General features: G+C 59.2%; 17 protein-coding genes. 8 read left to right on the top strand and 9 right to left on the bottom strand.

Annotation, left to right across the window (positions count from 1 at the left end; translation table 11 throughout):
- Positions 1-11 precede the first annotated feature (11 nt).
- The 4 genes from asd to leuC form a co-directional block, all read right to left on the bottom strand.
- Positions 12-1,124: an aspartate-semialdehyde dehydrogenase gene (gene asd / locus GHO32_RS10575; RefSeq protein ID WP_153334800.1), complete on the bottom strand. Its 1,113-nt coding sequence runs from the start codon at positions 1,122-1,124 to the stop codon at positions 12-14.
- A 68-nt stretch (positions 1,125-1,192) separates the two neighbouring features.
- On the bottom strand, positions 1,193-2,275 hold the full coding sequence (leuB, locus tag GHO32_RS10580) for a 3-isopropylmalate dehydrogenase (RefSeq protein WP_153334799.1): 1,083 nt from the start codon (positions 2,273-2,275) through the stop codon (positions 1,193-1,195).
- 165 nt (positions 2,276-2,440) lie between these two features.
- Positions 2,441-3,085, bottom strand: coding sequence for a 3-isopropylmalate dehydratase small subunit (leuD, locus tag GHO32_RS10585; protein WP_048369008.1), 645 nt, complete (start codon positions 3,083-3,085; stop codon positions 2,441-2,443).
- 10 nt (positions 3,086-3,095) lie between these two features.
- The gene (leuC, locus tag GHO32_RS10590; protein WP_123748704.1) at positions 3,096-4,514 is read right to left on the bottom strand and encodes a 3-isopropylmalate dehydratase large subunit; all 1,419 of its coding nucleotides are present in this window, start codon (positions 4,512-4,514) and stop codon (positions 3,096-3,098) included.
- A gap of 132 nt (positions 4,515-4,646) precedes the next feature.
- Between leuC and GHO32_RS10595 the strand changes: the two genes are divergently transcribed.
- Together GHO32_RS10595 and GHO32_RS10600 are read left to right on the top strand one after the other, a co-directional pair.
- Positions 4,647-5,540, top strand: a complete 894-nt coding sequence (locus GHO32_RS10595; RefSeq protein WP_153334798.1) for a LysR family transcriptional regulator — start codon at positions 4,647-4,649, stop codon at positions 5,538-5,540.
- Positions 5,541-5,597: 57 nt separating this feature from the next.
- The gene (locus GHO32_RS10600) at positions 5,598-8,885 is read left to right on the top strand and encodes an EAL domain-containing protein (RefSeq protein WP_153334797.1); all 3,288 of its coding nucleotides are present in this window, start codon (positions 5,598-5,600) and stop codon (positions 8,883-8,885) included.
- A gap of 109 nt (positions 8,886-8,994) precedes the next feature.
- Here GHO32_RS10600 and GHO32_RS10605 read toward each other — a convergent pair whose 3' ends face one another.
- Positions 8,995-9,855: a pirin family protein gene (locus GHO32_RS10605; protein ID WP_153334796.1), complete on the bottom strand. Its 861-nt coding sequence runs from the start codon at positions 9,853-9,855 to the stop codon at positions 8,995-8,997.
- 198 nt (positions 9,856-10,053) lie between these two features.
- On the opposite strand from GHO32_RS10605, the gene pvdM reads away from it, so the two are divergent.
- The 6 genes from pvdM to GHO32_RS10635 all read left to right on the top strand — a co-directional run bounded on the left by pvdM (position 10,054) and on the right by GHO32_RS10635 (position 19,100).
- Entirely contained in the window at positions 10,054-11,400 is a 1,347-nt protein-coding gene (pvdM, locus tag GHO32_RS10610; RefSeq protein WP_153334795.1) for a pyoverdine-tailoring dipeptidase-like protein PvdM, read from the top strand.
- 11 nt (positions 11,401-11,411) lie between these two features.
- Positions 11,412-12,272 carry a formylglycine-generating enzyme family protein gene (locus GHO32_RS10615; protein WP_153334794.1) on the top strand — a complete coding sequence of 287 codons (861 nt, stop codon included), beginning with the start codon at positions 11,412-11,414 and terminating at the stop codon, positions 12,270-12,272.
- Between the two features lie 195 nt (positions 12,273-12,467).
- Complete coding sequence (locus GHO32_RS10620; RefSeq protein WP_153334793.1) at positions 12,468-14,132, top strand: cyclic peptide export ABC transporter; 1,665 nt, start codon at positions 12,468-12,470, stop codon at positions 14,130-14,132.
- A gap of 132 nt (positions 14,133-14,264) precedes the next feature.
- Positions 14,265-16,739 (top strand): TonB-dependent siderophore receptor, encoded by a 2,475-nt coding sequence (locus GHO32_RS10625; protein WP_153334792.1) that lies wholly within the window; start codon positions 14,265-14,267, stop codon positions 16,737-16,739.
- 144 nt (positions 16,740-16,883) lie between these two features.
- Positions 16,884-17,747 (top strand): LysR family transcriptional regulator, encoded by an 864-nt coding sequence (locus tag GHO32_RS10630; RefSeq protein WP_153334791.1) that lies wholly within the window; start codon positions 16,884-16,886, stop codon positions 17,745-17,747.
- Positions 17,748-17,855: 108 nt separating this feature from the next.
- Complete coding sequence (locus GHO32_RS10635; protein WP_153334790.1) at positions 17,856-19,100, top strand: AGE family epimerase/isomerase; 1,245 nt, start codon at positions 17,856-17,858, stop codon at positions 19,098-19,100.
- Between the two features lie 12 nt (positions 19,101-19,112).
- On the opposite strand, the gene GHO32_RS10640 is transcribed toward GHO32_RS10635, so the two are convergent.
- The 4 genes from GHO32_RS10640 to GHO32_RS10655 all read right to left on the bottom strand — a co-directional run bounded on the left by GHO32_RS10640 (position 19,113) and on the right by GHO32_RS10655 (position 24,025).
- The gene (locus GHO32_RS10640; protein WP_153334789.1) at positions 19,113-21,545 is read right to left on the bottom strand and encodes a TonB-dependent siderophore receptor; all 2,433 of its coding nucleotides are present in this window, start codon (positions 21,543-21,545) and stop codon (positions 19,113-19,115) included.
- 101 nt (positions 21,546-21,646) lie between these two features.
- A complete protein-coding gene (locus tag GHO32_RS10645; protein ID WP_153334788.1) occupies positions 21,647-22,624 on the bottom strand; it encodes a FecR domain-containing protein in 978 nt (325 codons plus the stop codon).
- Positions 22,625-22,629: 5 nt separating this feature from the next.
- Positions 22,630-23,133 carry a sigma-70 family RNA polymerase sigma factor gene (locus tag GHO32_RS10650; RefSeq protein WP_278938410.1) on the bottom strand — a complete coding sequence of 168 codons (504 nt, stop codon included), beginning with the start codon at positions 23,131-23,133 and terminating at the stop codon, positions 22,630-22,632.
- A 145-nt stretch (positions 23,134-23,278) separates the two neighbouring features.
- Positions 23,279-24,025, bottom strand: coding sequence for an SDR family oxidoreductase (locus GHO32_RS10655; protein ID WP_123748692.1), 747 nt, complete (start codon positions 24,023-24,025; stop codon positions 23,279-23,281).
- Positions 24,026-24,033: the final 8 nt, after the last annotated feature.

The raw sequence follows: 24,033 nt of genomic DNA on the forward strand, positions 1-24,033 counted from the left end.
AACCAGGGCGATTAACGCTCCAGCAGAATCCGCAGCATGCGTCGCAACGGCTCAGCCGCGCCCCACAGCAACTGGTCGCCCACGGTGAATGCACCGAGGAACTGCGAACCCATGTTCAGCTTGCGCAGACGGCCAACTGGCACGTTCAGGGTGCCTGTAACCTTGGTCGGGCTCAGCTCTTGCATGCTGATTTCACGCTGGTTCGGCACCAGCTTGACCCACGGGTTGTGCTGGCTGATCAAGCCTTCGATGTCCGCAATCGGCACATCTTTGTTCAGCTTGATAGTCAAGGCCTGGCTGTGGCAACGCATCGCACCGATACGCACGCAGATGCCGTCAACCGGAACCGGGCTTTTGAAACGACCCAGGATCTTGTTGGTTTCAGCCTGCGCTTTCCACTCTTCGCGGCTCTGGCCGTTTGGCAGCTCTTTGTCGATCCACGGGATCAGACTGCCAGCCAATGGCACACCGAAGTTTTCGGTCGGGTAGGCATCGCTGCGCATGGCTTCGGCCACACGGCGGTCGATATCAAGAATGGCGCTGGCCGGGTCAGCCAGTTGATCGGCGACCGCAGCGTGGGTCGCGCCCATCTGCTTGATCAGCTCACGCATGTTCTGCGCACCGGCACCGGAAGCCGCCTGATAGGTCATGGCGCTCATCCACTCGACCAGACCGGCCTCGAACAGGCCGCCCAGGCCCATCAGCATCAAGCTGACGGTGCAGTTGCCACCGATGTAGTTCTTGGTGCCTGCATCCAGTTGCTGGTCGATGACCTTGCGGTTGACCGGATCCAGAATAATGACCGCGTCATCCTGCATGCGCAGGCTCGACGCCGCATCGATCCAGTAACCTTGCCAACCCGCCTCACGCAGCTTTGGGAACACCTCATTGGTGTAGTCGCCGCCCTGGCAGGTCAGAATCACATCGAGGGTTTTTAACTCTTCAATGCTGTAAGCATCCTTCAGCGGGGCAATGTCTTTGCCCACGGAAGGACCCTGCCCACCGACATTGGAGGTAGTGAAAAACACCGGCTCAATAAGATCGAAATCCTGCTCTTCCAGCATCCGCTGCATGAGCACGGAACCAACCATACCGCGCCAACCGACAAGACCTACACGTTTCATCGCAACTACACCTTTAACAAAAAGTGGGGTCGTTACTTCCACCAACAGGAAGTAACGGGCCCGAGAGATTACAGATTCTGTAGCGCCGCGACTACTGCATCGCCCATTTCCTGTGTACCGACCTTGGTGCAACCGGTCGACCAGATGTCACCGGTACGCAGCCCCTGGTCCAAAACCAGGCTTACGGCCTGCTCGATGGCGTCAGCGGCAGCCTGCTGATTGAAGCTGTAACGCAGCATCATCGAGACCGACAAAATGGTCGCCAGCGGGTTGGCAATCCCTTTACCAGCGATGTCCGGTGCCGAACCGTGGCACGGCTCGTACATGCCTTTGTTGTTGGCATCCAGCGAGGCCGACGGCAGCATGCCGATGGAGCCAGTGAGCATCGAGGCTTCGTCAGACAGGATGTCGCCGAACATGTTGTCGGTCACGATGACGTCAAACTGCTTGGGCGCACGCACCAGTTGCATCGCCGCGTTGTCGACATACATGTGGCTCAGTTCTACGTCCGGGTAGTCCTTGGCCACTTGCTCGACCACTTCGCGCCACAACTGGCTGGAGGCCAATACGTTGGCTTTGTCGACCGAGCACAGCTTTTTACCACGCACACGGGCCATGTCGAAACCGACGCGAGCAATGCGGCGGATTTCGCTTTCGCTGTACGGCAGCGTGTCATACGACTGACGCTCGCCGTTTTCCAGCTCGCGGGTGCCGCGCGGCGCGCCGAAGTAGATACCGCCCGTGAGCTCACGAACGATCAGGATATCCAGACCAGCAACGATTTCAGGCTTGAGGCTCGATGCGTCAGCCAGTTGCGGGTACAGAATGGCCGGGCGCAGGTTACCGAACAGGCCCAGTTGCGAACGGATTTTCAACAGGCCGCGCTCAGGGCGAATGTCACGCTCGATGGTGTCCCACTTCGGGCCACCCACGGCGCCCAGCAACACAGCGTCAGCAGCACGAGCACGTTCCAGGGTCTCGTCAGCCAGCGGCACGCCGTGCTGGTCGATGGCTGCGCCGCCGATCACGTCGTGAGTCAGCTCAAAGTCGAGCTGAAACTTGTCATTGGCCAGTTCAAGCACTTTGACTGCCTGAGCCATGATTTCTGGACCAATACCGTCGCCTGGGAGAATCAGAATCTGCTTGCTCATGTGTTCCTCTGTCTTGTCGGTTGATGCCCCCGCAGGCGCATCCTGAAAATTTTAAAAAAACCGTGGGAGCGGGCTTGCTCGCGATTCAGGCGCCTCGATTCAAGAGACAAACCGGGGTTTATCCTCGCGAGCAAGCCCGCTCCCACACTTCAAAAAATACGCTTATCAAGCGTCACGGAACAACCATGGCTGGCTTGCGCGGTGCTTGCTTTCAAACGCTGCAATCGAATCGCTGTCCTGCAAGGTCAAGCCGATGTCATCCAGGCCGTTGAGCAGGCAATGCTTGCGGAACGCATCGATCTCAAAGTTCAACACTTTGCCGTCTGGACGGGTCACGGTCTGGGCTTGCAGGTCGATGTTGAGCTGATAACCCGGCGTCGCTTCAACCTGGGCAAACAGCTCATCCACTTCAGCGTCGCTCAAAATAATCGGCAACAGGCCGTTTTTGAAGCTGTTGTTGAAGAAGATGTCGGCGTAGCTCGGCGCGATGATGCTGCGAAAGCCGTACTCTTCCAGGGCCCAAGGGGCGTGTTCACGGCTGGAGCCGCAACCGAAGTTTTCACGGGCCAACAACACGCTGGCGCCCTGATAGCGCTCGGCGTTGAGCACGAAGTCCTTGTTCAAGGGGCGCTTGGAGTTGTCCTGATAAGGCTGACCCACGTCCAGGTAGCGCCACTCGTCAAACAGGTTCGGGCCGAAGCCGGTGCGTTTGATCGATTTCAAAAACTGCTTCGGGATGATCTGATCGGTGTCGACGTTGGCGCGATCCAAAGGTGCGACAAGCCCGGTGTGCTGGGTAAAAGCTTTCATGCTGCGCTCCTTAAATCAATTCACGGACGTCGATAAAGCGACCGTTTACTGCGGCGGCGGCGGCCATGGCCGGGCTCACCAGGTGAGTGCGACCACCGGCACCCTGACGCCCTTCGAAGTTGCGGTTGGAGGTCGAAGCGCAGTGCTCGCCCGACTCCAGGCGGTCCGGGTTCATCGCCAGACACATCGAGCAGCCTGGCTCACGCCATTCAAAACCGGCTTCAAGGAAGATTTTGTCCAGGCCTTCAGCCTCGGCCTGCTCTTTAACCAGGCCCGAACCTGGAACCACAATCGCTTGCTTGATGGTCGAAGCCACTTTGCGGCCTTTGGCAATCACTGCCGCAGCGCGCAAGTCTTCGATCCGCGAGTTGGTGCACGAACCAATGAACACGCGGTCCAGCTGGATGTCGGTGATCGCCTGATTGGCGTTCAAGCCCATGTACTTCAAGGCACGCTCAATCGAGCCACGCTTGACCAAGTCAGCTTCCTGCGCCGGATCCGGCACGTTCTGATCCACGGCCAAGACCATTTCTGGCGAAGTACCCCAGCTCACCTGCGGCTTGATCTGGGCAGCATCGAGTTCAACCACGGTGTCGAACGTGGCGTCGGCATCCGACACCAGGTCTTTCCAGGCTTCTACGGCCAAGTCCCACTCAGCGCCTTTGGGTGCGAACGGACGACCTTTGACGTACGCCACGGTTTTTTCGTCGGCAGCCACCAGGCCCACACGGGCACCGGCTTCAATCGACATGTTGCAGATGGTCATGCGGCCTTCTACCGACAGGTCGCGAATCGCGCTACCGGCAAATTCAATGGCGTGGCCATTACCGCCAGCGGTGCCGATTTTGCCAATCACGGCCAGCACGATGTCTTTGGCAGTCACGCCGAACGGCAATTGCCCTTCGACCAAGACCAGCATGTTCTTCATTTTTTTCGCGACCAGGCACTGCGTGGCGAGCACATGCTCAACCTCGGAGGTGCCGATACCGTGAGCCAATGCGCCAAACGCGCCGTGGGTCGAGGTGTGCGAGTCGCCGCAAACGACGGTCATGCCCGGTAAGGTGGCGCCCTGCTCCGGGCCAATCACGTGCACGATGCCCTGGCGGACGTCGTTCATTTTGAATTCGGTGATGCCGTACTCGTCGCAGTTGTCGTCGAGGGTTTGCACCTGCAAACGGGAAACCTGGTCAGCAATCGCTTCGATCCCGCCCTTGCGCTCTGGCGTGGTCGGTACGTTGTGGTCCGGGGTCGCGATATTGGCATCGATGCGCCAAGGCTTGCGCCCGGCCAGACGCAGGCCTTCAAAGGCTTGCGGCGACGTCACTTCGTGAATGATATGACGGTCGATGTAGATCAGCGCCGAACCATCGTCGCGCTGTTTGACCAAATGCGAATCCCAGAGCTTGTCGTAGAGCGTTTTGCCGGCCATCAGACGGTTTCCTCATCAGCTACTTTCTATGCCAATAACCACTTGGCTTGTGAGGTCGATGCTATGGCGTTACAGTGAATAACTCAAATTCATAATTTTTATGCTTTGGATAACCGACAGGAATTCATACAGATGGATCTCGCGAATCTCAACGCTTTCATCGCCATTGCAGAAACCGGAAGCTTCTCTGGCGCTGCCGAACGGTTGTTTTTAACCCAGCCGGCGATCAGCAAACGCATCGCCAGCATTGAGCAGCAACTCAAGCTGCGGCTGTTTGACCGGCTGGGGCGCGAGGTCAGTTTGACCGAGGCGGGCCGGGCCTTGCTGCCACGCGCTTACCAAATTCTTAACGTGCTGGATGACACCCGACGGGCGCTCAACAACCTTAATGGCGAGGTCAGCGGACGCCTGACCCTGGCCACCAGTCACCATATCGGCCTGCACCGCTTGCCGCCGTTGCTGCGTGAGTTCACGCGCACTTATCCCAAGGTTGCGCTGGATATTCAGTTCCTGGATTCAGAAGTTGCCTACGAAGAAATTCTCCATGGCCGCGCCGAATTGGCGGTTATCACTCTGGCGCCGGAACCCCATTCGCTGATTCGCGCGGTACCGGTGTGGGACGACCCGCTGGATTTCGTGGTGGCGCCCGAGCACAACCTCACTCAGCAAACCAGCGTGAGCATGTCGGACATTGCCCACCACCCGGCGGTGTTTCCGGGCGGCAACACCTTTACTCACCATATCGTGCAGCGCCTGTTTGAAGGCCAGGGCCTCACGCCCAATATCGCCATGAGCACCAACTACCTGGAAACCATCAAGATGATGGTTTCCATCGGCCTGGCATGGAGCGTGTTGCCGCGCACCATGCTCGATGAACAAGTGGCCTCAATCGCCTTGCCGGGCATACAACTGACACGTCAACTAGGCTATATCGTGCACACCGAAAGAACTTTGTCGAACGCCGCACACGCTTTCATGACACTGCTGGATGCCCAAGTCGACACGCTGCACACTGAGCAACCCTGAAAACACTGGTTCAGGCATGGATCGTTTTCAAGATTTTCAGCCCAAGGACTGCAGTTAATGTCAAACCCCACGGATGCGCTGCACCCTGCCCCTGATGCGTCTGATATCGACCTGTCAGCCTTGGACAATTACGCGCTGAGTGCCACACAACTGCTCACGGCCATGAACGCAGCCCAACTGGGCGCCTGGTGCTGGGAACTCAACAGTGGCGACTTGCATTGGTCGAATGGTGCGCACGTTTTTTTTGGCTTTGACTCAGCCCGAGCACTGCCCGGCAATCTTCAGCAATTGGCCACCCTGCCCTTTGATGACTGGCCCAAGGCCCAACAGGCGTTCGAGGCGATCATCAACGGCGAGCCGCTGCTAAAGCCCGTTCATTACCGGGTGCGCTGGCCTGATGGCAGCCTGCACTGGCTGGAGATCCACGGCAGCCAGGTGCCCGGCGATGACCCTAACCCACGGATCATGGGGGTGATTCGCGACGTCACCCTGCAACGTCAGCGCCAGCAAGCGCTGAACAGTTCAGAGCAACGTTTTTCGACGCTGTTTCAGTTGTCACCACACATGGTCCTGCTGGTGCGCATCGAAGACGGCCTGATCAGCGAGGCCAACCATAGCTTCGAAAGCCAGCTGGGCTGGACCGCCGCCGAAGCCATTGGCCGCACCACGGTTGAACTTGGGATCTGGCCCGACCCGGCGCAGCGCCTGCAATTCACCAAGGCCATCAGCCAACAGAACGCCCCGATCACCCTCGAAGTGCAATTGGCCGACCGTCACGGCCACTACCATGAAGGCATGCTGAGCGCGCAAAAAGTCGAACTGGAGGGCGAGGCATACCTGATCAGCACCTTCGTCGACAACCGACTACGCAAAGAAGCCGAGCAAGCGCTGATTGAAAGCCAGGAACGCCTGGACCTTGCACTCGACTCGGCGCAACTGGGCACCTGGGACTGGCACATCCCCACCGGCCGCCTGTATGGCTCGGCCCGCGCCGCGCAGCTGCATGGTTTGCCCGCAGAGCCGTTCAACGAATCATTTGATGCGTTTTTTGAGGGCGTGCCCGAAGAAGAACGCTTCAACATGCGCAATGCCTACCGCTCGCTGCGCGAAGGCCCGGCCGGTAATTACCAACTGACCTACCGCGTACCGCTGGCGCACGGCGCCTCGCGTTACCTGGAAAGCCGTGCCCGGCTGTACCGCGATGCAGCGGACAAACCGCTGCGCATGGCCGGCACCCTGCTCGACATCACCGACCAGGTGGAACGCGAACAGCGCCTGAGCGCCTCAGAAGAAAAGTTTGCCAGTGTCTTCCAGACCAGCCCCGACCCCATTTGCGTGATGCTCGCAGACAGCGCGCACTTCATCGAAATCAACACCAGCTTCACCCAGACGTTTGGCTGGACCGTGGCCGACCTGCAAGAAGGCGCAGACACCAGCAGCGCCCTGACCGATGCCAGCGCCCAGCACCTGCGCCAGTTACAGCGCATTATCCGCGCCCCGGCACAGACCAACCCGGCGTTGACCTTGCACCACAAAAATGGCGAACCGCTGACCTGCGTATTGTCCAGCCGCCATATCGAGGTCAATGGCCAGCCGTGCATCGTCACCACCCTGCGCGACATTACCCAGCAACAGCGGGCAGAAGCCGCGCTCAAGGCCAGCGAAGAAAAATTCGCCAAGGCTTTTCACTCAAGCCCCGACGCCATCACCATCAGCGAACTGGTCAGCGGTCGTTACCTTGAGGTCAACGACGGCTTCACCCGGCTGACCGGCTACAGCAGCGACGAAGTGATTGGCCGCAGCCCGTATGAGCTGGGGATTTGGGGCGACAGCTCGAAACGTCAGGCGCTGCTCGATGAACTGCGTGAAAAGGGCCGCATCAGCAACCGCGAGGTGCTTGGACGGGCCAAGAACGGCAGCCCGCTGACCGTAGAAATTTCAATTGAACTGATTACCCTCAAAGAGGCGCGCTGCCTGCTGTTGACCGCCCGCGACATCAGCCAATTGAAAAGCGCCCAGGCGCAAGTCCGGCATCTTGCCTACCACGACCCTTTGACCAACCTGCCGAACCGGGCCTTGCTGATGGACCGCCTGAGCCAGCAGACCTCACTGCTCAAACGCCATGATTTGCGCGGCGCGCTGTTGTTTCTGGACCTCGATCACTTCAAGCACATCAACGACTCACTGGGGCACCCGGTGGGTGATTCGGTGTTGCGCATCATCACCGCGCGCCTGGAAGCCAGCGTGCGCAGCGAAGACACCGTGGCGCGCCTGGGTGGTGATGAATTCGTGGTGCTGCTGACCGGGCTTAAAGGCTCGCAGCAAGAGGTCACCGACTCGGTGTGCCATATCGCCGACACCATTCGCCAATTGCTCGCCGAACCGATGTTCCTCGACGGCCAGCGCCTGCAAGTGACCCCCAGCATTGGTATCGCGCTGATTCCCGACCACGGCGCCAACCCGGCTGATCTGCTCAAGCGCGCCGACATTGCGCTGTACCGGGCCAAGGATGCAGGGCGCAACACCACTCAACTGTTTCACTTTGAAATGCAGACCGCCGCCAGCCAGCGCATGCGCATGGAAAGCGATTTGCGCCAAGCGCTGGCCCGCAGCGAATTCAGCCTGCACTTTCAACCGCAAGTGGACGCTCGCAGCAACCGCATCGTTGGTGCTGAAGCCCTATTGCGCTGGACGCACCCGGAGTTAGGGCCGCAGTCACCCAGCGAGTTTATTAAGATCCTCGAAGACAGCGGTCTGATTCTGGAAGCGGGCACTTGGGTGCTCGATGAGGCGTGCCGTGCTTTCAGCGAACTGCTCAAAGAAGGCCTGCTCGACCCGGAGGGTTTCAGCCTGTGCGTCAACATCAGCCCACGGCAATTTTTGCAGAGCGACTTTGTTGAACGGGTACAACGCAGCCTGTTGAACCACCACCTGCCCTACTCGATGCTCAAACTGGAAGTCACCGAAGGCATCGTGATTCAGAACCTGGAAGACACCATCGAAAAAATGCACCAGTTGATCGCCCTGGGCGCCAGCTTTGCCATGGACGACTTTGGCACCGGTTATTCCTCCCTGACCCATCTCAAGCGCTTGCCGGTCGACACCCTGAAAATTGACCAGTCGTTTGTACGTGACGCGATCCAGGACCCTAACGATGCGGAGATTATCCGCGCCATCGCCGCCATGGCTCACAGCCTCGGCCTGACCGTGGTGGCAGAAGGTGTTGAGCAACTGGCGCAGTTAACGTATTTGCAAACACTGGACTGCCATTTGTACCAGGGCTATCTGCACAGCAGGCCGGTGCCCCTGGCGCAATTTCGCGAGCTGTTACAAAAAACCCTGTAGTCGCTGACGAGGCACGAAGGCTGCGATGCGGGCCGCAGGACCGCCGATTGGGGTCGCTGCGCAACCCATCGCAGCCTTCGTACCTCGTCAGCGGCTACAAGATCCTGAGTTACATCCGGCCAAACTTGCCCGACTGGAAGTCCCTGAACGCCTGATGAATCTCAGCCTCGCTGTTCATCACAAACGGCCCGTGACCAACGATGGGCTCGTCGATCGGCTCACCGCTGAGAATCAACAACACGGCATCGTGACTGGCGTGCAGTTTTATCTGCGTACCTTCACGTTCGAACAGCGCCAGTTGACCTTCGCCCACTGTTTGCGCGCCATTGACCTCGACCGTGCCGTGCAGCACAACCAGCGCCGAGTTGCGGCCCGCAGGCAGGTCGAAGGTTGCCGACTTACCCGCGTTCAGGCGTATGTCCCACACATCGATATCTGTGAACGTACGCGCCGGGCCATGTGTGCCGTCGAACTCACCGGCAATCAAACGCAAGGTACCGGCATTGTCCTTGAGCGCCAACTGCGGAATCTCGCGGTCCAGAATGCCTTGGTAACCCGGCTCGGCCATTTTGTCCTTGGCGGGCAGGTTCACCCACAGCTGGACCATTTCCAGAGCGCCGCCACTGCGGGCAAACGCCTCGGAGTGGAACTCTTCGTGAAGGATGCCGGACGCTGCCGTCATCCACTGCACATCGCCGGGCCCGATGATCCCGCCGTTGCCGGTGGAGTCACGGTGTTCAACCTCGCCTTTATAGACGATGGTCACCGTCTCGAAGCCTCGATGCGGGTGTTGCCCGACGCCACGACGCTCAGTGGTCGGCGTGAACTCGGCTGGGCCCGCGTAATCCAGCAAAAGGAACGGGCTGATGTGCTTGCCCATAGAGTCGTAGGAAAACAACGTGCGCACCGGGAAGCCATCGCCGACCCAATGACCTCGTGGAGCGGTGTAGAGACCCATAATGTTTTTCATGTTGCACCTCCTGTCATGCATGGCAATCACTATAGATTCGCATCACTCATATCACTAGATGTCAATTTTGAATTAGATCGTTCCACAAATAGAACGATCACTCCAACGCCCCAAACCCCCGTCTAAATTTCTGCGTCATCCCCTCGTCCCCTCCTGATAGCAAAGGCCGTATAGCGGCGGATTTCTACTGAGATGGCGATGACTAAATCACGCAGCAAAAAAGCCCTGTTTATCGGTATTCCTCTGGCGCTGGCCGTGGCCATCGGCGGCGGATTTTTGGCCTGGGACGCGTTTTACAAAGGCAATGCCAGCTACCCGCTGAGCATCGTCAAACAGGCCGATGAACTGCAAAACCGCCTGCTGTCATTCGACAGCCATATCACCGTGCCGCTGGAGTTCGGCAGCGCAGGCAATGAAGCCGACAAAGACGGCCCCGGCCAGTTCGACCTGGTCAAAGCGGCCAAAGGCCGGTTGTCGGGCGCCGCGCTGACGATTTTCGGCTGGCCAGAAATCTGGAACGGCCCGAACGCCCCGCACCGTCCAACCGCAGGCTTTGTCGACGCCGCGCGTAATGATCAAGAGGTGCGCTACACCATCATCAGCGCCATGGTGCGTGACTTTCCCGAGCAAGTGGCCATTGCCTACACCCCGGATGATTTTCGGCGACTGCACGGCGAAGGCAAGTTTGCGATTTTTATCAGCATGCTCAACGCCTACCCATTGGGTAATGACCTGAATCAGCTGGACAAATGGGCTGCGCGCGGCATGCGCATGTTCGGCTTCAGCTATGTCGGCAACAACGACTGGGCCGACTCCTCACGGCCGCTGCCCTTTTTCAATGACACCCCCGACGCCCTCAACGGTCTGTCAGACACCGGCAAGCAGGCCGTCAAGCGCTTGAACGATCTGGGCGTGATCATCGACGTTTCGCAAATGTCGAGCAAAGCGCTGGAGCAAGTCAGCCAGCTCAGCCGCACCCCGCTGGTGGCGTCGCACTCTGCACCCAGGGCGCTGGTCGACATCCCGCGCAATCTCAGCGACAAAGACATGCAACGGATCAAAGACACCGGCGGCGTGGTGCAAATTGTCGGTTTCGGCACTTACTTGCGCCCGCTGAGCCAGGCCAGCCAGGACAAACTCAATACCCTGCGCAGCCAATTTGATTTGCCGCCCTTGCACAACCTCGAAATGGCCCTGATGCCCGGTGACGCGATCATTACCGTGTGGCCAGAACAACGTTTCGGCCAATACGCCAGCGGGCTGTACGACATCGTCGAGCATGAACCCAAAGCCACCTTGAAAGACTACGGCGATGCCATTGACTACGCGGTGAAAAAAATTGGCATCGACCATGTCGGTATCAGCTCTGACTTCAACGATGGCGGCGGCCTGGAAGGCTGGAAAGACGTGAGCGAGACCCGCAACGTCACCGCTGAGTTGCTCCAGCGCGGTTATTCAGAAGCCGACATCGCCAAGCTTTGGGGCGGTAATTTTCTGCGGGTCTGGGACACCGTGCAAAAAGCCGCCAACCCTATCTCCCAGTGAAGTGTTTAACCATGCCCACGCTAAAACCGCTGTATTGCCTGTTGTTCGCCAGTGCCCTGCCCGCCCTGGCCCACGCCGCTCCGGCTGCCGAACCGGGCACGGTCTTTCAAGACTGCAAAAACTGCCCGCAAATGGTGGTGCTGCCGGCGGGCAGTTTCGTCATGGGCACCCCCGACGATGAAGTCGGCCGTGAGCCCGATGAAGGCCCGATGCACACCGTGACCTTCAGCAAGCCGGTGGCGATCAGTCGCTTTCAAGTCACGGCAGGCGAATTTGATGCGTACATCAAGGAAACCGGGGTCAAGATTGCCGACGGCGACGACCGCCCCGGGCGCAAGTGCACCGCGAGCAAACCCAGTTACCCGCAAGGGCCACGTCAGCCTGCGGTGTGCATGGACTTTGAAGACGTGAAGCATTACGTCAGCTGGCTGGCGAAAAAGACCGGCAAGCCGTACCGCATGGTCAGCGAGGCCACCCGCGAATACGCCGCCAGGGCCGGATCGACCGGGCCTTTCCCGTTCCCGATGGATGAAGGCAAGCCCTACAGCATCGCCAAACATGCCAACACCTATGGCCCAGCGGATGGCTACAGCTACAGCTCGCCGGTGGGCAGTTACCCGGCTAACGCCTTTGGTGTGTACGACATGCACGGCAACGTCTACGAATGGCTCGCAGACTGCAAACACAACGACTACGTGGGCGCACCCACCGATGGCAGCGCCTGGGTGACTGAGTGCGCGGGCGAACTGATGCAGATCCGCGGCAATGACTGGGGCGAAGCCCCGGTGTTCTCACGCTCGGGCAATCGTAACGACATCTACCCGCAAACCCGTGGCGACTGGATCGGCTTCAGGGTTGAGCGCGATCTTTAAAGCCCATAACCTTATTGTAGGAGCGGGCTTGCTCGCGATACGGGCGGCTCAGTTTGTCTGTCGTCCCCGGTGATGCTATCGCGAGCAAGCCCGCTCCCACAGGTTCATTCTCAACCTGTTACAGCGGCTAAATCCCCACCCCAATCACTCGTTCACAAGAGACTGCCCTTCCCTTGAGCCAAGGAACTCTTGTTTATGAGCCAGCCTGCCACGCCCCGGACCTCGCCCGGGGTTCTTCGAGAACTGTTTATTCTGCTCAAGCCTTTTCGTTTGATCGTCAGCCTGTCGATCGTGCTGGGCATGATCGGCGGGTTAAGCGTGACGGTGCTGCTGGCGACCATCAACAGTGCCCTGCACGCCGACAGCGGGCTTACCCAACAGGTGGTCGCGCTGTTTGCCGGGCTCTGCGTGCTGGCGCTGATCAGCAGTATTTGTTCAGACATCGGCAGCAATTATGTCGGCCAGCACATCATCGCCACCCTGCGCCGAGAACTCGGCGAAAAGGTGCTTTCGGCACCCATCTCGCACATTGAACGTTACCGCAGCCACCGGCTGATTCCGGTACTGACCCATGACGTCGACACCATCAGCGACTTCGCCTTTGCCTTCGCCCCACTGGCGATTTCGCTGACCGTGACCCTGGGCTGCATGGGCTATCTGGCCATGCTGTCGTGGCCGATGTTTGTGATGATGCTGGTGGCCATTGCCATCGGTACGGTGATCCAGTACATCGCCCGCGGCTACGGCCTCAATGGGTTTGCCGAAGCCCGTGAAGCCGAAGACGAGTTGCAAAAGCATTACAACGCGATTGCCGAAGGCGCCAAGGAACTGCGTATTCACCGCCCCCGTCGGCAACGGATGTTTGTCTCCGGCATTCAGCGCACGGCGCAAAAAATCTGTGACATTCAGGTGCGCTCGATCAACACCTTCGTCATCGCCAAAAGCCTCGGTTCCATGCTGTTTTTCGTGGTCATCGGCCTGGCCCTGGCCATGCAGTCGTTTTGGCCCAGCGGCAACCCCGAGGTCATCAGCGGTTTTGTCCTGGTGTTGCTGTACATGAAAGGCCCGCTGGAACATTTGATCAGCACCCTGCCGATCATCAGTCGTGCGCAAATCGCCTTCCGGCGCATTGCCGACTTGTCCGAACAGTTCAACTCGCCCGAGCCGCACCTGCTGCTCAACGCACAGGACGCCCCTGACAAGACCCTCAACAGCCTGCAACTGGTGGACGTGAGCTACAGCTTCCCGCCCGTGGACGGCAGCGCCCCGTTCCGCCTCGGCCCGGTGAACCTGACGATCAAGCAAGGCGACATTGTATTTATCGTCGGCGAAAACGGCTGCGGCAAAACCACCCTGATCAAGTTGCTACTGGGCCTGTATGCACCGCAACAGGGTGAGATCCGCCTTAATGGCCAGCCCGTGTCAGCTGAAACCCGCGATGACTATCGGCAGTTGTTCACCACCATTTTTGCCGACTACTACCTGTTCGATGACGTGGTGCAAGGTGACATGCACATCCCCCAGGACGCCGAGCAGTACCTCAAACGCCTGGAAATTGCCCACAAGGTCAGCATCACCGACGGCCGGTTCAGCACCACCGACCTCTCGACCGGGCAACGCAAGCGCCTGGCCCTGGTCAACGCCTGGCTGGAAGAGCGCCCGGTGCTGGTGTTTGACGAATGGGCGGCCGACCAGGACCCGACCTTCAGGCGGATTTTCTACACCGAACTGCTGCCGGACCTTAAGCGCCTGGGCAAAACCATCATCGTGATCTCCCACGACGACCGTTATTTCGACGTTGCCGATCAATTGGTGCGCATGGACAGCGGCAAGGTCAGCACGGCGCTGGACGTGGCGTAATTCGCCGTTCCAATAGTTTTGGGAGGTCGACTTATATTTTTCAGGAACTTTTATCCGGTTTTTCAATCGTGCTGCGTCTAATAATTATTCCCATTAACAAGAAAGCATTTTTCTACGGAGCCTAGGCACGACATGCAACGACCAACCTTGAGCCGGACACCTCTCGCGATCGCTACCCAGCGTCAGACTGTGCGCCGCACCCTGTTGTCCAGCGCCTTTGTGGCATCGGTTTTACTAGGCTCTTCACTGGTGCAGGCCGCCCCGGTCGCGGTGAACATTCCGGCACAATCGCTGGCTAGCGCACTGAACGAGTTCGGCAAGCAGGCCAATCTGCAAGTGCTGTACAGCCCGGATCAAGTGCAAGGGATCAAATCGCATTCTGTGTCGGGTTCGCTTGAGCCTATCCAGGCACTGGAAACCCTGCTGCAAGGCAGCGGGATTTCCTATCAGCTCAATGGCAATACAGTGATTATCAACACCCACCAGGGCAAAGGCCTGGAGTTAGGCGCCACGACCATTACCGGCAAGGGCCTGGGCGACACGCTGATCACTGAAGACTCCGGCTCTTACACCACGGGCGCTACGGCCAGTTCGACCAAGTTGCCGTTGTCGATCCGAGAAACCCCGCAGACCGTGACCGTGATCACTCGCCAGTTGATGAACGACCAGGCCGCACAAAGCATCGGTGATGTGCTGCGCAATGCGCCGGGTATTTCGACCCAGGCTTACGACAGTGACCGCATGGAATACTCGGCACGCGGCTACGCCATCACCAACTTCCAGTACGACGGCGTCAACAGCCTGTACGACGGTGTATTCGATGAGGGCGCGACCAAGGTCGACATGGCCTTGTACGACCGCGTCGATATCACCAAAGGGGCGACGGGCCTGTTGTCCGGCTCGGGCGAACCTTCGGCCACAGTCAACCTGATCCGTAAAAAACCGACCCGCGAATTCAAGGCATCGGTCAGCGGCAGCGTCGGCTCATGGGACGACTACCGCACTGAAGGCGATATTTCCGGTCCGTTGAATGAAGACGGCAGCGTGCGCGGCCGTGTGGTGGCGGTGTACCAGGACGCAGACTCGTACCGCGACCATTACTCCAAGAAAAACGACGTGTTCTACGGCATCATCGAAGCCGATCTGACCCCCGACACGCTGTTCACCTTTGGCATGGACTATCAAAAAATAAAGCCGCGCGGCTCGTCCTGGACCGGTAACCCGTACTACTTCTCGAACTACAGCAAGACCGACTTCAGCCGCTCTTTCAACCCGGCCACAGACTGGAGCCGTCGTGATGTCGTCGCGCAAACCACCTTCGCCTCCCTTGAACACACCTTTGCCAACGACTGGAAAGTCAAAGGCACGCTGAACCAGCAAACCAACGATCACGACACCCAACTGGGCTCGGCCAGTGGCGGCACCCCGGACCCGGTGACTGGCGAGGGCATGTTCTTTTACTGGGGCAAGTGGGAAGGCCATCGCGTACAAACCACCGCCGACATCAATGCGACAGGCCCTTTCACCCTGTTCGGCCGCGAACATGAACTGGTTGTTGGCGCCACATCACAATCGTCACGCCAAACCGGCGCGACCTTTGATGGCAGCGCGTTCGGTGAGGTTCCGGGCAGTATCTTTGACTGGAAGGGCCATTACCCGAAACCGGACTTCCCAAAAAACGGCAAGTACGAGAAAAACACCAATCAGAACAGTGCCTATATCGCTGCCCGCTTCAAGCCTGCGGACGACTTGTCGGTCATTGTGGGCAGCCGCCTGAGCGACTTCCAGTACAACGAAACCTACAAATATTACGTGCAGTCGTCTGCATTCAGCGACAACAAAACCAGCTCCAAGCAGCACGGTAAAGTCACGCCTTACGCCGGTGTGGTGTATGACCTGAACGACACCTACTCAACCTATGCCAGCTACACCTCAATCTATAAGCCGGTGACCGAGCGCAGCCAGTCCAACACCAACCTGCCACCCACCGAAGGCAACAGCTACGAAATCGGCTTGAAGGGTGAATACTTTGGTGGCCGCCTGAACGCGACGGTGGCGGTGTTTCGCACCGAGCAGAAAAAACTGCCGATCTTCGCCGGCACAGACGCGGATACCGGTCGCGACTACTACGAGTCGGTTGACGGAGCAAAAACCAAAGGCATCGAGTTTGAACTGGCCGGTGAGTTGATGCCGGACTTGAACATCATGGCGGGCTACACCTACGCCCAGACCAAAACCGATGACGGCAAGCGCCTGTATGGCTTCCCGCTGGAAACCACCAAGCCTGAAAACGTGGCACGGGTGTTCACCACCTATCGCCTGCCAGGCGCGTTGAACAAAGTCACCGTGGGCGGTGGCGTGAACTGGCAGAGCCCGTTCTACGGCCGGATCTGGAACGACCCGAAAGGCGACTACGACATCATCGAGCAGAACAGCTACGCGTTGGTTAACCTGATGACCCGCTACGATTACAACGAACACCTGTCGTTCAACCTCAACGCCAACAACGTATTCGACAAAAAGTACCTGTCCGGCCTTGGTAACTTCAGCACCGTTTACTACGGCGAGCCACGCAGCCTGTCGCTGACGACTAAATACACCTTCTAACCCCGCAAAAAATCTGTAGGAGCGAGCTTGCCTCGCGATCTTTTGATGGTTTAAAAGATCGCGAGGCAAGCTCGCTCCTACAGTGCCAATGTGTTTTTCGCACATTGCCCTTACACTGAGCACCCCTTGCTCACAGGCACGATCATGGACCTCGACCTGGCCCGTACCTTCCTCGAAATCGTCCGCTGCGGCAGCCTCGCGGCAGCCGCCGAAAAACTGCACATCACCCAGACCGCCGTAACCGCCCGCGTGCAAAAGCTCGAAAGTCTGCTCGGCGCCGGATTGTTTGTGCGTAACCGCGCCGGTGCCAAGCTGACCCCGGACGGCGAAGCCTTTGTGGTTTATGCCAATCAACTGATGCAAACCTGGGAAGCCGCCCGCCGTGATGTACCGCGCCCCGAAGGCTTGCACAAAATGCTGCACATCGGCGGCGAAGTCAGCCTGTGTAACCCGCTGATTCTGAGCTGGGCGAAAACCTTGCGAGAACACCTCACGCAGCACGCCTTGCGGATTCAGATTCGCGACGGTGAGTTTCTGTTACGCCAGATCGAAATGGGCCTGCTGGATGCCGCGCTGGTGTATCAGCCTGAGTATTGGCCGGGGATGCAGGTTGAGCAGTTGCTTGAAGAGAAGCTGATTCAGATTCGCCGCCCTGCCCTGCCCGAGCCTTATGTATACGTGGACTGGGGTGAAGACTTCCGCCGTCAGCATGACGCCGCTCTGCCTGACAAAGCCCGGGCGCCGATCAGTTTTAATCTGGGGCCGGTGGCCTTGCATTTCATTCTGGAAAACGGCGGCAGCGGCTACTTTCGCACCCGGGTGGTCAAAAGTTACCTGGACAGCGGCGCCCTGGAGCGCGTGCCCAAAGCCCCGGAATTCAGCTACCCGACCTACCTGGTGTACTCACGCGAACGCGACAGCCCGGCGTTGCAACATGCCATCGAACTGCTGCGCGAACTGGTCAAGGAGGACGGCGACTGGTCGCAGCGCTGGGGCCCGGAGATTTAACCCACGGCGGTGCGACAACCGGGCGTCTTGTGAAGATGAAAGCTTTCAGCTTTTGAGCCAATCTCTTAATCTGCGAGCGCTGAATAACAAGAACCCCACAGGTGGCACATGACCAATCTCACGCGTACCAACGAAAGCTGGCTGACTTCTGCCTCCCATCTACAGTGGCTGCACGACCAGGGGCAAGCGCTGGTGGATTTCGCCAAGGCTGCGCGCGTGCCGCTGGGGTTTGCCGGCCTCGACCGCTTCGGTCAGCGCCCGAACGATGCGCAGGTTGATACTGTGACTACCGCACGGATGGTTCACAGCTTTTCCCTGGCGCATATTCAAGGCCTGCCGGGCTGCGGACCGTTGATAGATCATGGCCTCTCGGCCCTGGCCGGCGCGCTGCAAGACGCCAATCACGGCGGCTGGTTTGCGACCCCCAATGGCGAAGATGGCAACCGCCGCAAGTACGCCTACCTGCATGCGTTTGTCGCCCTGGCCGCCAGCTCTGCGGTGGTCGCCGGACGTCTGGGCGCTGCTGAATTGCTCGCAGAAGCCGTGGGTGTACTGGAGCGTCATTTCTGGTGCGAAGAGCAAGGCGCCTTGCAGGAAAGCTTTGCAGAAGACTGGAGTGACTGCGAGCCGTACCGTGGGGCCAACAGCAACATGCATGGCACCGAAACCTTTCTGGCACTGGCCGATGTGCTCGACGAAGACCTCTGGCTCGACCGCGCCTTGAGCATCGCTGATCGGGTGATTCATCAACACGCCGCGCAGTCCGGCTACTTGCCCATTGAGCATTTCGACGCGCAATGGCAAGCGCTGCCCGACTACAACATCGATAACCCGGCTGACCCTTTCCGGCCTTTTGGCAAGACACCGGGCCATGCGTTTGAATGGGCGCGCCTGTTGCTGCACCTTGAAGCCGCACGCAAGCAGCGTGGCCTGGAAAACCCTGAATGGTTGCTGGACGATGCCCGCCATCTGTTCGCCAGCGCTTGCCGCTATGGCTGGCAGGTGGACGGTGAACCGGGGATTGTTTACACGCTGGACTGGAACCATCAACCGCAGGTGCGTGAGCGCCTGCACTGGACCCTCGCCGAAGCCGCCGCGGCGGCCACGGCCCTGATCCAACGCACCGGCGAGCCTGAATATGACGTGTGGTATCAGCGTTTCTGGGACTACATCGACCTGCACCTGATCGACCGTGAGAACGGCAGTTGGCACCACGAACTGGGCCCGGACAACCTGCCGTCGGCCACTATCTGGCCCGGCAAGGGTGATTTGTACCACGCTTACCAGGCCACGTTGTTGCCGCGCTTGCCACTGGCGATCAGCCTGGCCAGCGCCCTCAAGCTACGTCGTTGAGGACGGGGGGCATCACCAATCGTATTTGACTTCCAGGGCTGCCGTACGCTGTTGGCCGTAGTAGCAGCCAAAGCTGTAGTTACACGACGACACGTACTCGCGGTCAAACAGGTTTTGCACGTTGAGGCTGGTGCTGACGCCTTTGAAGCTTGGGTCCAGCGCCACCAGGTCATAGCTCAGTGTGGCGTCGACCACCACAAATGACGGGGTTTTGAAGCTGTTGGCCGAGTCGCCATAACCTGAGCCGCTGTAGCGCGCACCGCCGCCCAACGTCACGCCCCGCAACAGGTTTGCCGTGAAGTGATAGTCAGCCCACACGCTGGCCGCCCAGGGCGCCTGGGCTTCGCTGCGGTGGCCTTTGTCACTGTAGTTGGATTTGCTGTAAAACGCATCGATGTACGACAGCGAGGCAACCAGATCGACAGCGTTGACGCTGCTCTTGGCTTCCAGCTCGATGCCGCGCGAGCTTATTTCTCCGTTCTGAACCTGATACTCCTGGTATTCCAGGTCGCCGGTCAGCACGTTTTGCTGCTTGATGTCGAACACCGACGCCGTGAGCAACGTGGCGTCGTTGGGCTGGTATTTGACCCCCACTTCATATTGCTTGCCGGTGATCGGTACAAACGACTTGCCGCCACGCTGCGGCGCGGTAGTGCCCACCGACGGCAGGAACGATTCGGTGTAGCTGATATACGGCGCCAGGCCGAACGAGGTCAGGTAGGTCAGCCCCACGCGACCGGTGAATTTATTGTCGCTTTGCGGCTCCCGGGTATGGGCCAGCAGATCGTTGTTTTCAACTTTGGCCCAGTCCTGGCGGCCACCCAGGGTCAGAATAAAGTTGTCGACCTTGATCTGATCCTGAACATACAACCCCGTTTGCTTGACCACGTTGTCCCACTTGGTGGTCAGGGTTGGCACGCCCGTGGTGCGGTAATTGCTCGGGTTGTACAGGTCAATAACTTCGCTGCCGTACAGGTTGTAGCCCTGGTATTTACGGGTGAAGTGGCGGTAATCGAGGCCCACCAGCAAGGTGTGCTGCAACGGGCCGGTGGCGAAGTCGCTTTGCAGGTGGTTGTCAAAGGTGTACGAGTTGTTCTGCTGACGCCAATCGAGCTTGGTACGGCTGGCGTGGGTATCAGACACTCCGTTCACGGTGACAAAACGGTTCAGGTAAAAGCCCTTGTAGCGATCATTGACGTCGATATAGCTGAGGCTCTGGCGATAGGTCATAGCCTCGTTGAAGGCGTGGGAAAACTGATACCCGACCACGTACTGATCGCGCTTGTAATCGTTCCACTTCGAATCGCCGAGGAACGCATCGCGATGAATTTTATTGCCCTGCGAGTTTCGATACAGGCTGCCCACGGCTGGCAGGGCCTGATAATCGGCCAGGCCGTCATCACGCTGCAGTTGCGCGTACACCGTCAGGTCAGTGCTGTCATTGGGCGCCCAGCGCACACTGGGAGCCAGCAGCTTGCGCGAGTCCTTGGTGTGATCCACTTGCTCGCCGCCGGTGTTGCCGACACCGATCAGGCGATAGCTGAGGGTTTTCGCATCGTCCAGCGGCCCAGTGGCATCAAACGCCAGGTTGTACCGGTCAAAACTGCCGGTACCGACTTTGATCTGCTGTTTGGCCTCGGTACTCGGGCGCTTGGACACCAGGTTGATCAAGCCGCCTGGCTGGTTTTGCCCGTACAGCACCGATGAAGGCCCCTTGAGCACTTCGATGCGCTCCAGGGTGTACGGGTCGATTTGCGGCGCGCCGCCCAGGCTGCCGGCTGACGGCAAGTAGGCACCGTCTAGGTAAAGCAGGGTCGGCGCAAAGCCACGGCTGGTGATTTCGTCCGCGATGGTGTTGCGGTCGGTGAAGCCATTGGTGCTCAGGCCCGGCGTGTAACGCAGTGCCTGGGTCAGGTCGCGAGCGCCCTGGATCGCCACTTGGTCAGCGGTGACCACGTTGATGGTTTGTGGGATCTCCAGAATCGGCGTGTCGGTTTTGGTTGCGGTGATTGATCGGGTCGCGACAAAACCGTCCACCGGGCCACGGCCATCTTCGGCCTGATGCGCCGAAACCGTAGTCGCGCCGAGGTTCAAGGCGCCCGTCTCCACCAACGGATAAACACTCAGCGCGCCATTTTCGGTGACATTCAACCCCAGCCCCGTGCCCGCCAGAGCTCGCTCTGCTGCCTGTTGCGGGGTATACCTGCCATGCACCGGTGCCGAAGTCTTGCCTTGCAGCAAGTTTGCCGGGATAGACAGGGTCAGGTTGTTGTCGCGAGCAATCCGGCTCAAGGTCACGCCTAAGGGCGCCGCTGGCAGATCATAAGCCTGGAAGGCATTTTGCTCATTGGCCAGCGACTGCGCCACCGCACTCAGCGGGTGCCCGGCAATGCTCAGGGTGATGGTCAATGCCAGCAGGCACGGTCTTAGAGGGGCGTACGACATGTGGGGTCCTTTCTCGTTGTAGTGAAGGCAGTTGTAACCTTGACTAACGAGCAGGACGTTCCCCTCACGCCATTTGAAAATAATTCGTATTTATTGGTTTTTTAGCGACGCACGTCAATCACCGTCAACCACGGCCCATAGCGCGTGACTTTGAGCGGCAGGGTTTGCGCCAGTGCACTCAAGGTATGCGCGGTATTGTCCAGCGGGAATACCCCAAAAACCCGCAACCGCGCGGCGTCCGGGCTGATGCGCAACAAGCCGGTCTGGTAAGGGCGCATGGCATCGACCAAGGCTGACAGCGGCTCATCGTGCAGCTCGACCCGGCCTTCCAGCCAATCGGCCTGACTGCGTGAGGTCGGGGTTTGCGGGTCGATCTGGTTGGCAGTGAACGACACCGCCTCGCCGGTTTCGATTTTCCGTTGCAGCCCACCCAAGGTGTCGAGTTGCACGCTGTGCTGCTGCACGCTGGCCAGGCTTTCGTCGATGCCTTGGCGAACCGTAAAGCGCGTACCCAGGGCTCTGACCTGGCCTTGGTCGGTCGCCACCACAAACGGGCGTTTGGCATCGGCGGCAACATCTACCTGCAATTCGCCTTCTCGCAGCCGCACACGGCGCTGGCCGGCACTGAACTCGATATCGACCGCACTGCGGGCATTCAACGTGAGGCGGCTGCCATCGGCCAGCTCGATGGTTTTGCGTTCGCCGGTGCCGGTGTGTTGATCGGCCATCAAGCCTGCCAATGGCACCACGCGATCTACCACCCCGGCGGCGCCCAGCCCGAGTAGCAACAGCAGCACACCGCCTTGCAGGGCTTTTTTGCGCACCGGCGAAGGCGTATCAAGCAAGGCCTTGCGTGCCGCCTGCAACTGACCGGGGCTTCGCCGATCAACCGATTGCAAGTCGGCCAATGGATTTTTCAGCAGCCCGGCGACCCGTTGCCAGGCGGCCTTGTGCTCCGGGTTTTCGGCCAGCCAGGCTTTGAACACCTGGCGCTCGGATGAACAGGCGTGGCCTGACTCAAGGCGCAGAACCCAGTCAATGGCATCACGGGTGATGGGGTCGAGTTTGGTTTTGCTCATGAGCATTACGCCGTGTGTGACAAGCAATGAACAAAGGCACGGCGTAGATCACGTTCTACCGTCGCCAGCGAGACGCCCAATTGATCCGCGATGGCCTGCTGCGGCATGCCCTCCAGGCGGTTCAGCAAAAAGGCCCGTTTAACTCGACGCGGCAGGCCTTCGAGGACCCGATCAATAGCCTCAATGGCTTCGCGCACCAGGGCAATGTCTTCGGCTGAAGGGGCGTAGCCTTCTGGCAGTTCAGCCAGTTGCTCAAGGTACGACTGCTCCAGCTTGCGTCGCCGCCAGAGCGTGCACAGCAGGCGCCGGGCCACGGTGCTGAGGTAGGCGCGGGGTTCTTTGATACGGTCCAGTTGCTGCGCGTCGAAGGCGCGCAAAAAAGTGTCTTGGGTCAGATCCGCGGCATCTTGCGGGCAACGCACCTGACGCGACAGCCAGCCGCGCAGCCAGGCATGGTTGTCATGATAGAGGCTCGCCAGCAGGGCTTTAGGATCTAGAGGTGCAGACACGATAGATAACCAGACTTAAATAGCAATAAGTCGCATTATCGGCAGATTGAACGCAATTGCAATCCGCTTGTTTAGAACAAATCGTGCGCCCCGCGATCTTTTGATCGTTTAAAAGATCGCGGGGCAGGCTCGCTGCTACAGTCGTTTAACGCCCGCCGCCCAAATCCAGGAAGGTGCCGGTGGTGTAGGAGGCTTTGTCCGAGAGCAGCCAGATGATGGCTTCGGCCACTTCTTCCGGGCGCCCGCCTCGGCCCATGGGGATGAGGGGTTCGAGTTTGCTCACCCGACCCGGGTCGCCACTGAGGGCGTGGAAGTCGGTGAAGATGTAACCCGGCCGCACGGCGTTGACCCGGATCCCCTCGCCGGCCAGTTCTTTGGACAAGCCCAGAGTGAAGGTGTCGAGCGCGCCCTTGGAGGCCGCGTAATCGACGTACTCGCTGGGCGAGCCCAGTCGCGCGGCCACCGATGACACGTTGACAATGTTGCCGCCCTGGCCGCCGTAGCGCGGTGACATGCGCAGCACCGCGTGCTTGGCGCACAAAATCGGGCCCAATACGTTGGTTTTAAGGGTATGCATGATGCGCACTTGCGACATTTCGTCGACCCGGGATTTTTGCCCCACGGTGCCGGCATTGTTGACCAGCGCCGTGACCGGGCCCAGTTCCAGGTCAACCCGCGAGAACAGGCTGATGACTTCATCTTCGTCGCTGACGTCTGCCCGAACGGCAATGGCTTGTGCCCCCAGCGCACGCACCTCGTCCAGCACTTGATGCGCCGCGGTGTCGTCAGACTGGTAGTTGATACAAATCCGGTAACCCTGTTGCGCCGCCAGCACGGCAGTGGCTGCGCCAATGCCGCGACTACCACCGGTGATCACGATGACTCTATCCATAAATACGC

Source organism: Pseudomonas sp. FSL R10-2189 (assembly GCF_009600325.1).
Taxonomy (GTDB): Bacteria; Pseudomonadota; Gammaproteobacteria; order Pseudomonadales; family Pseudomonadaceae; genus Aquipseudomonas; species Aquipseudomonas helleri.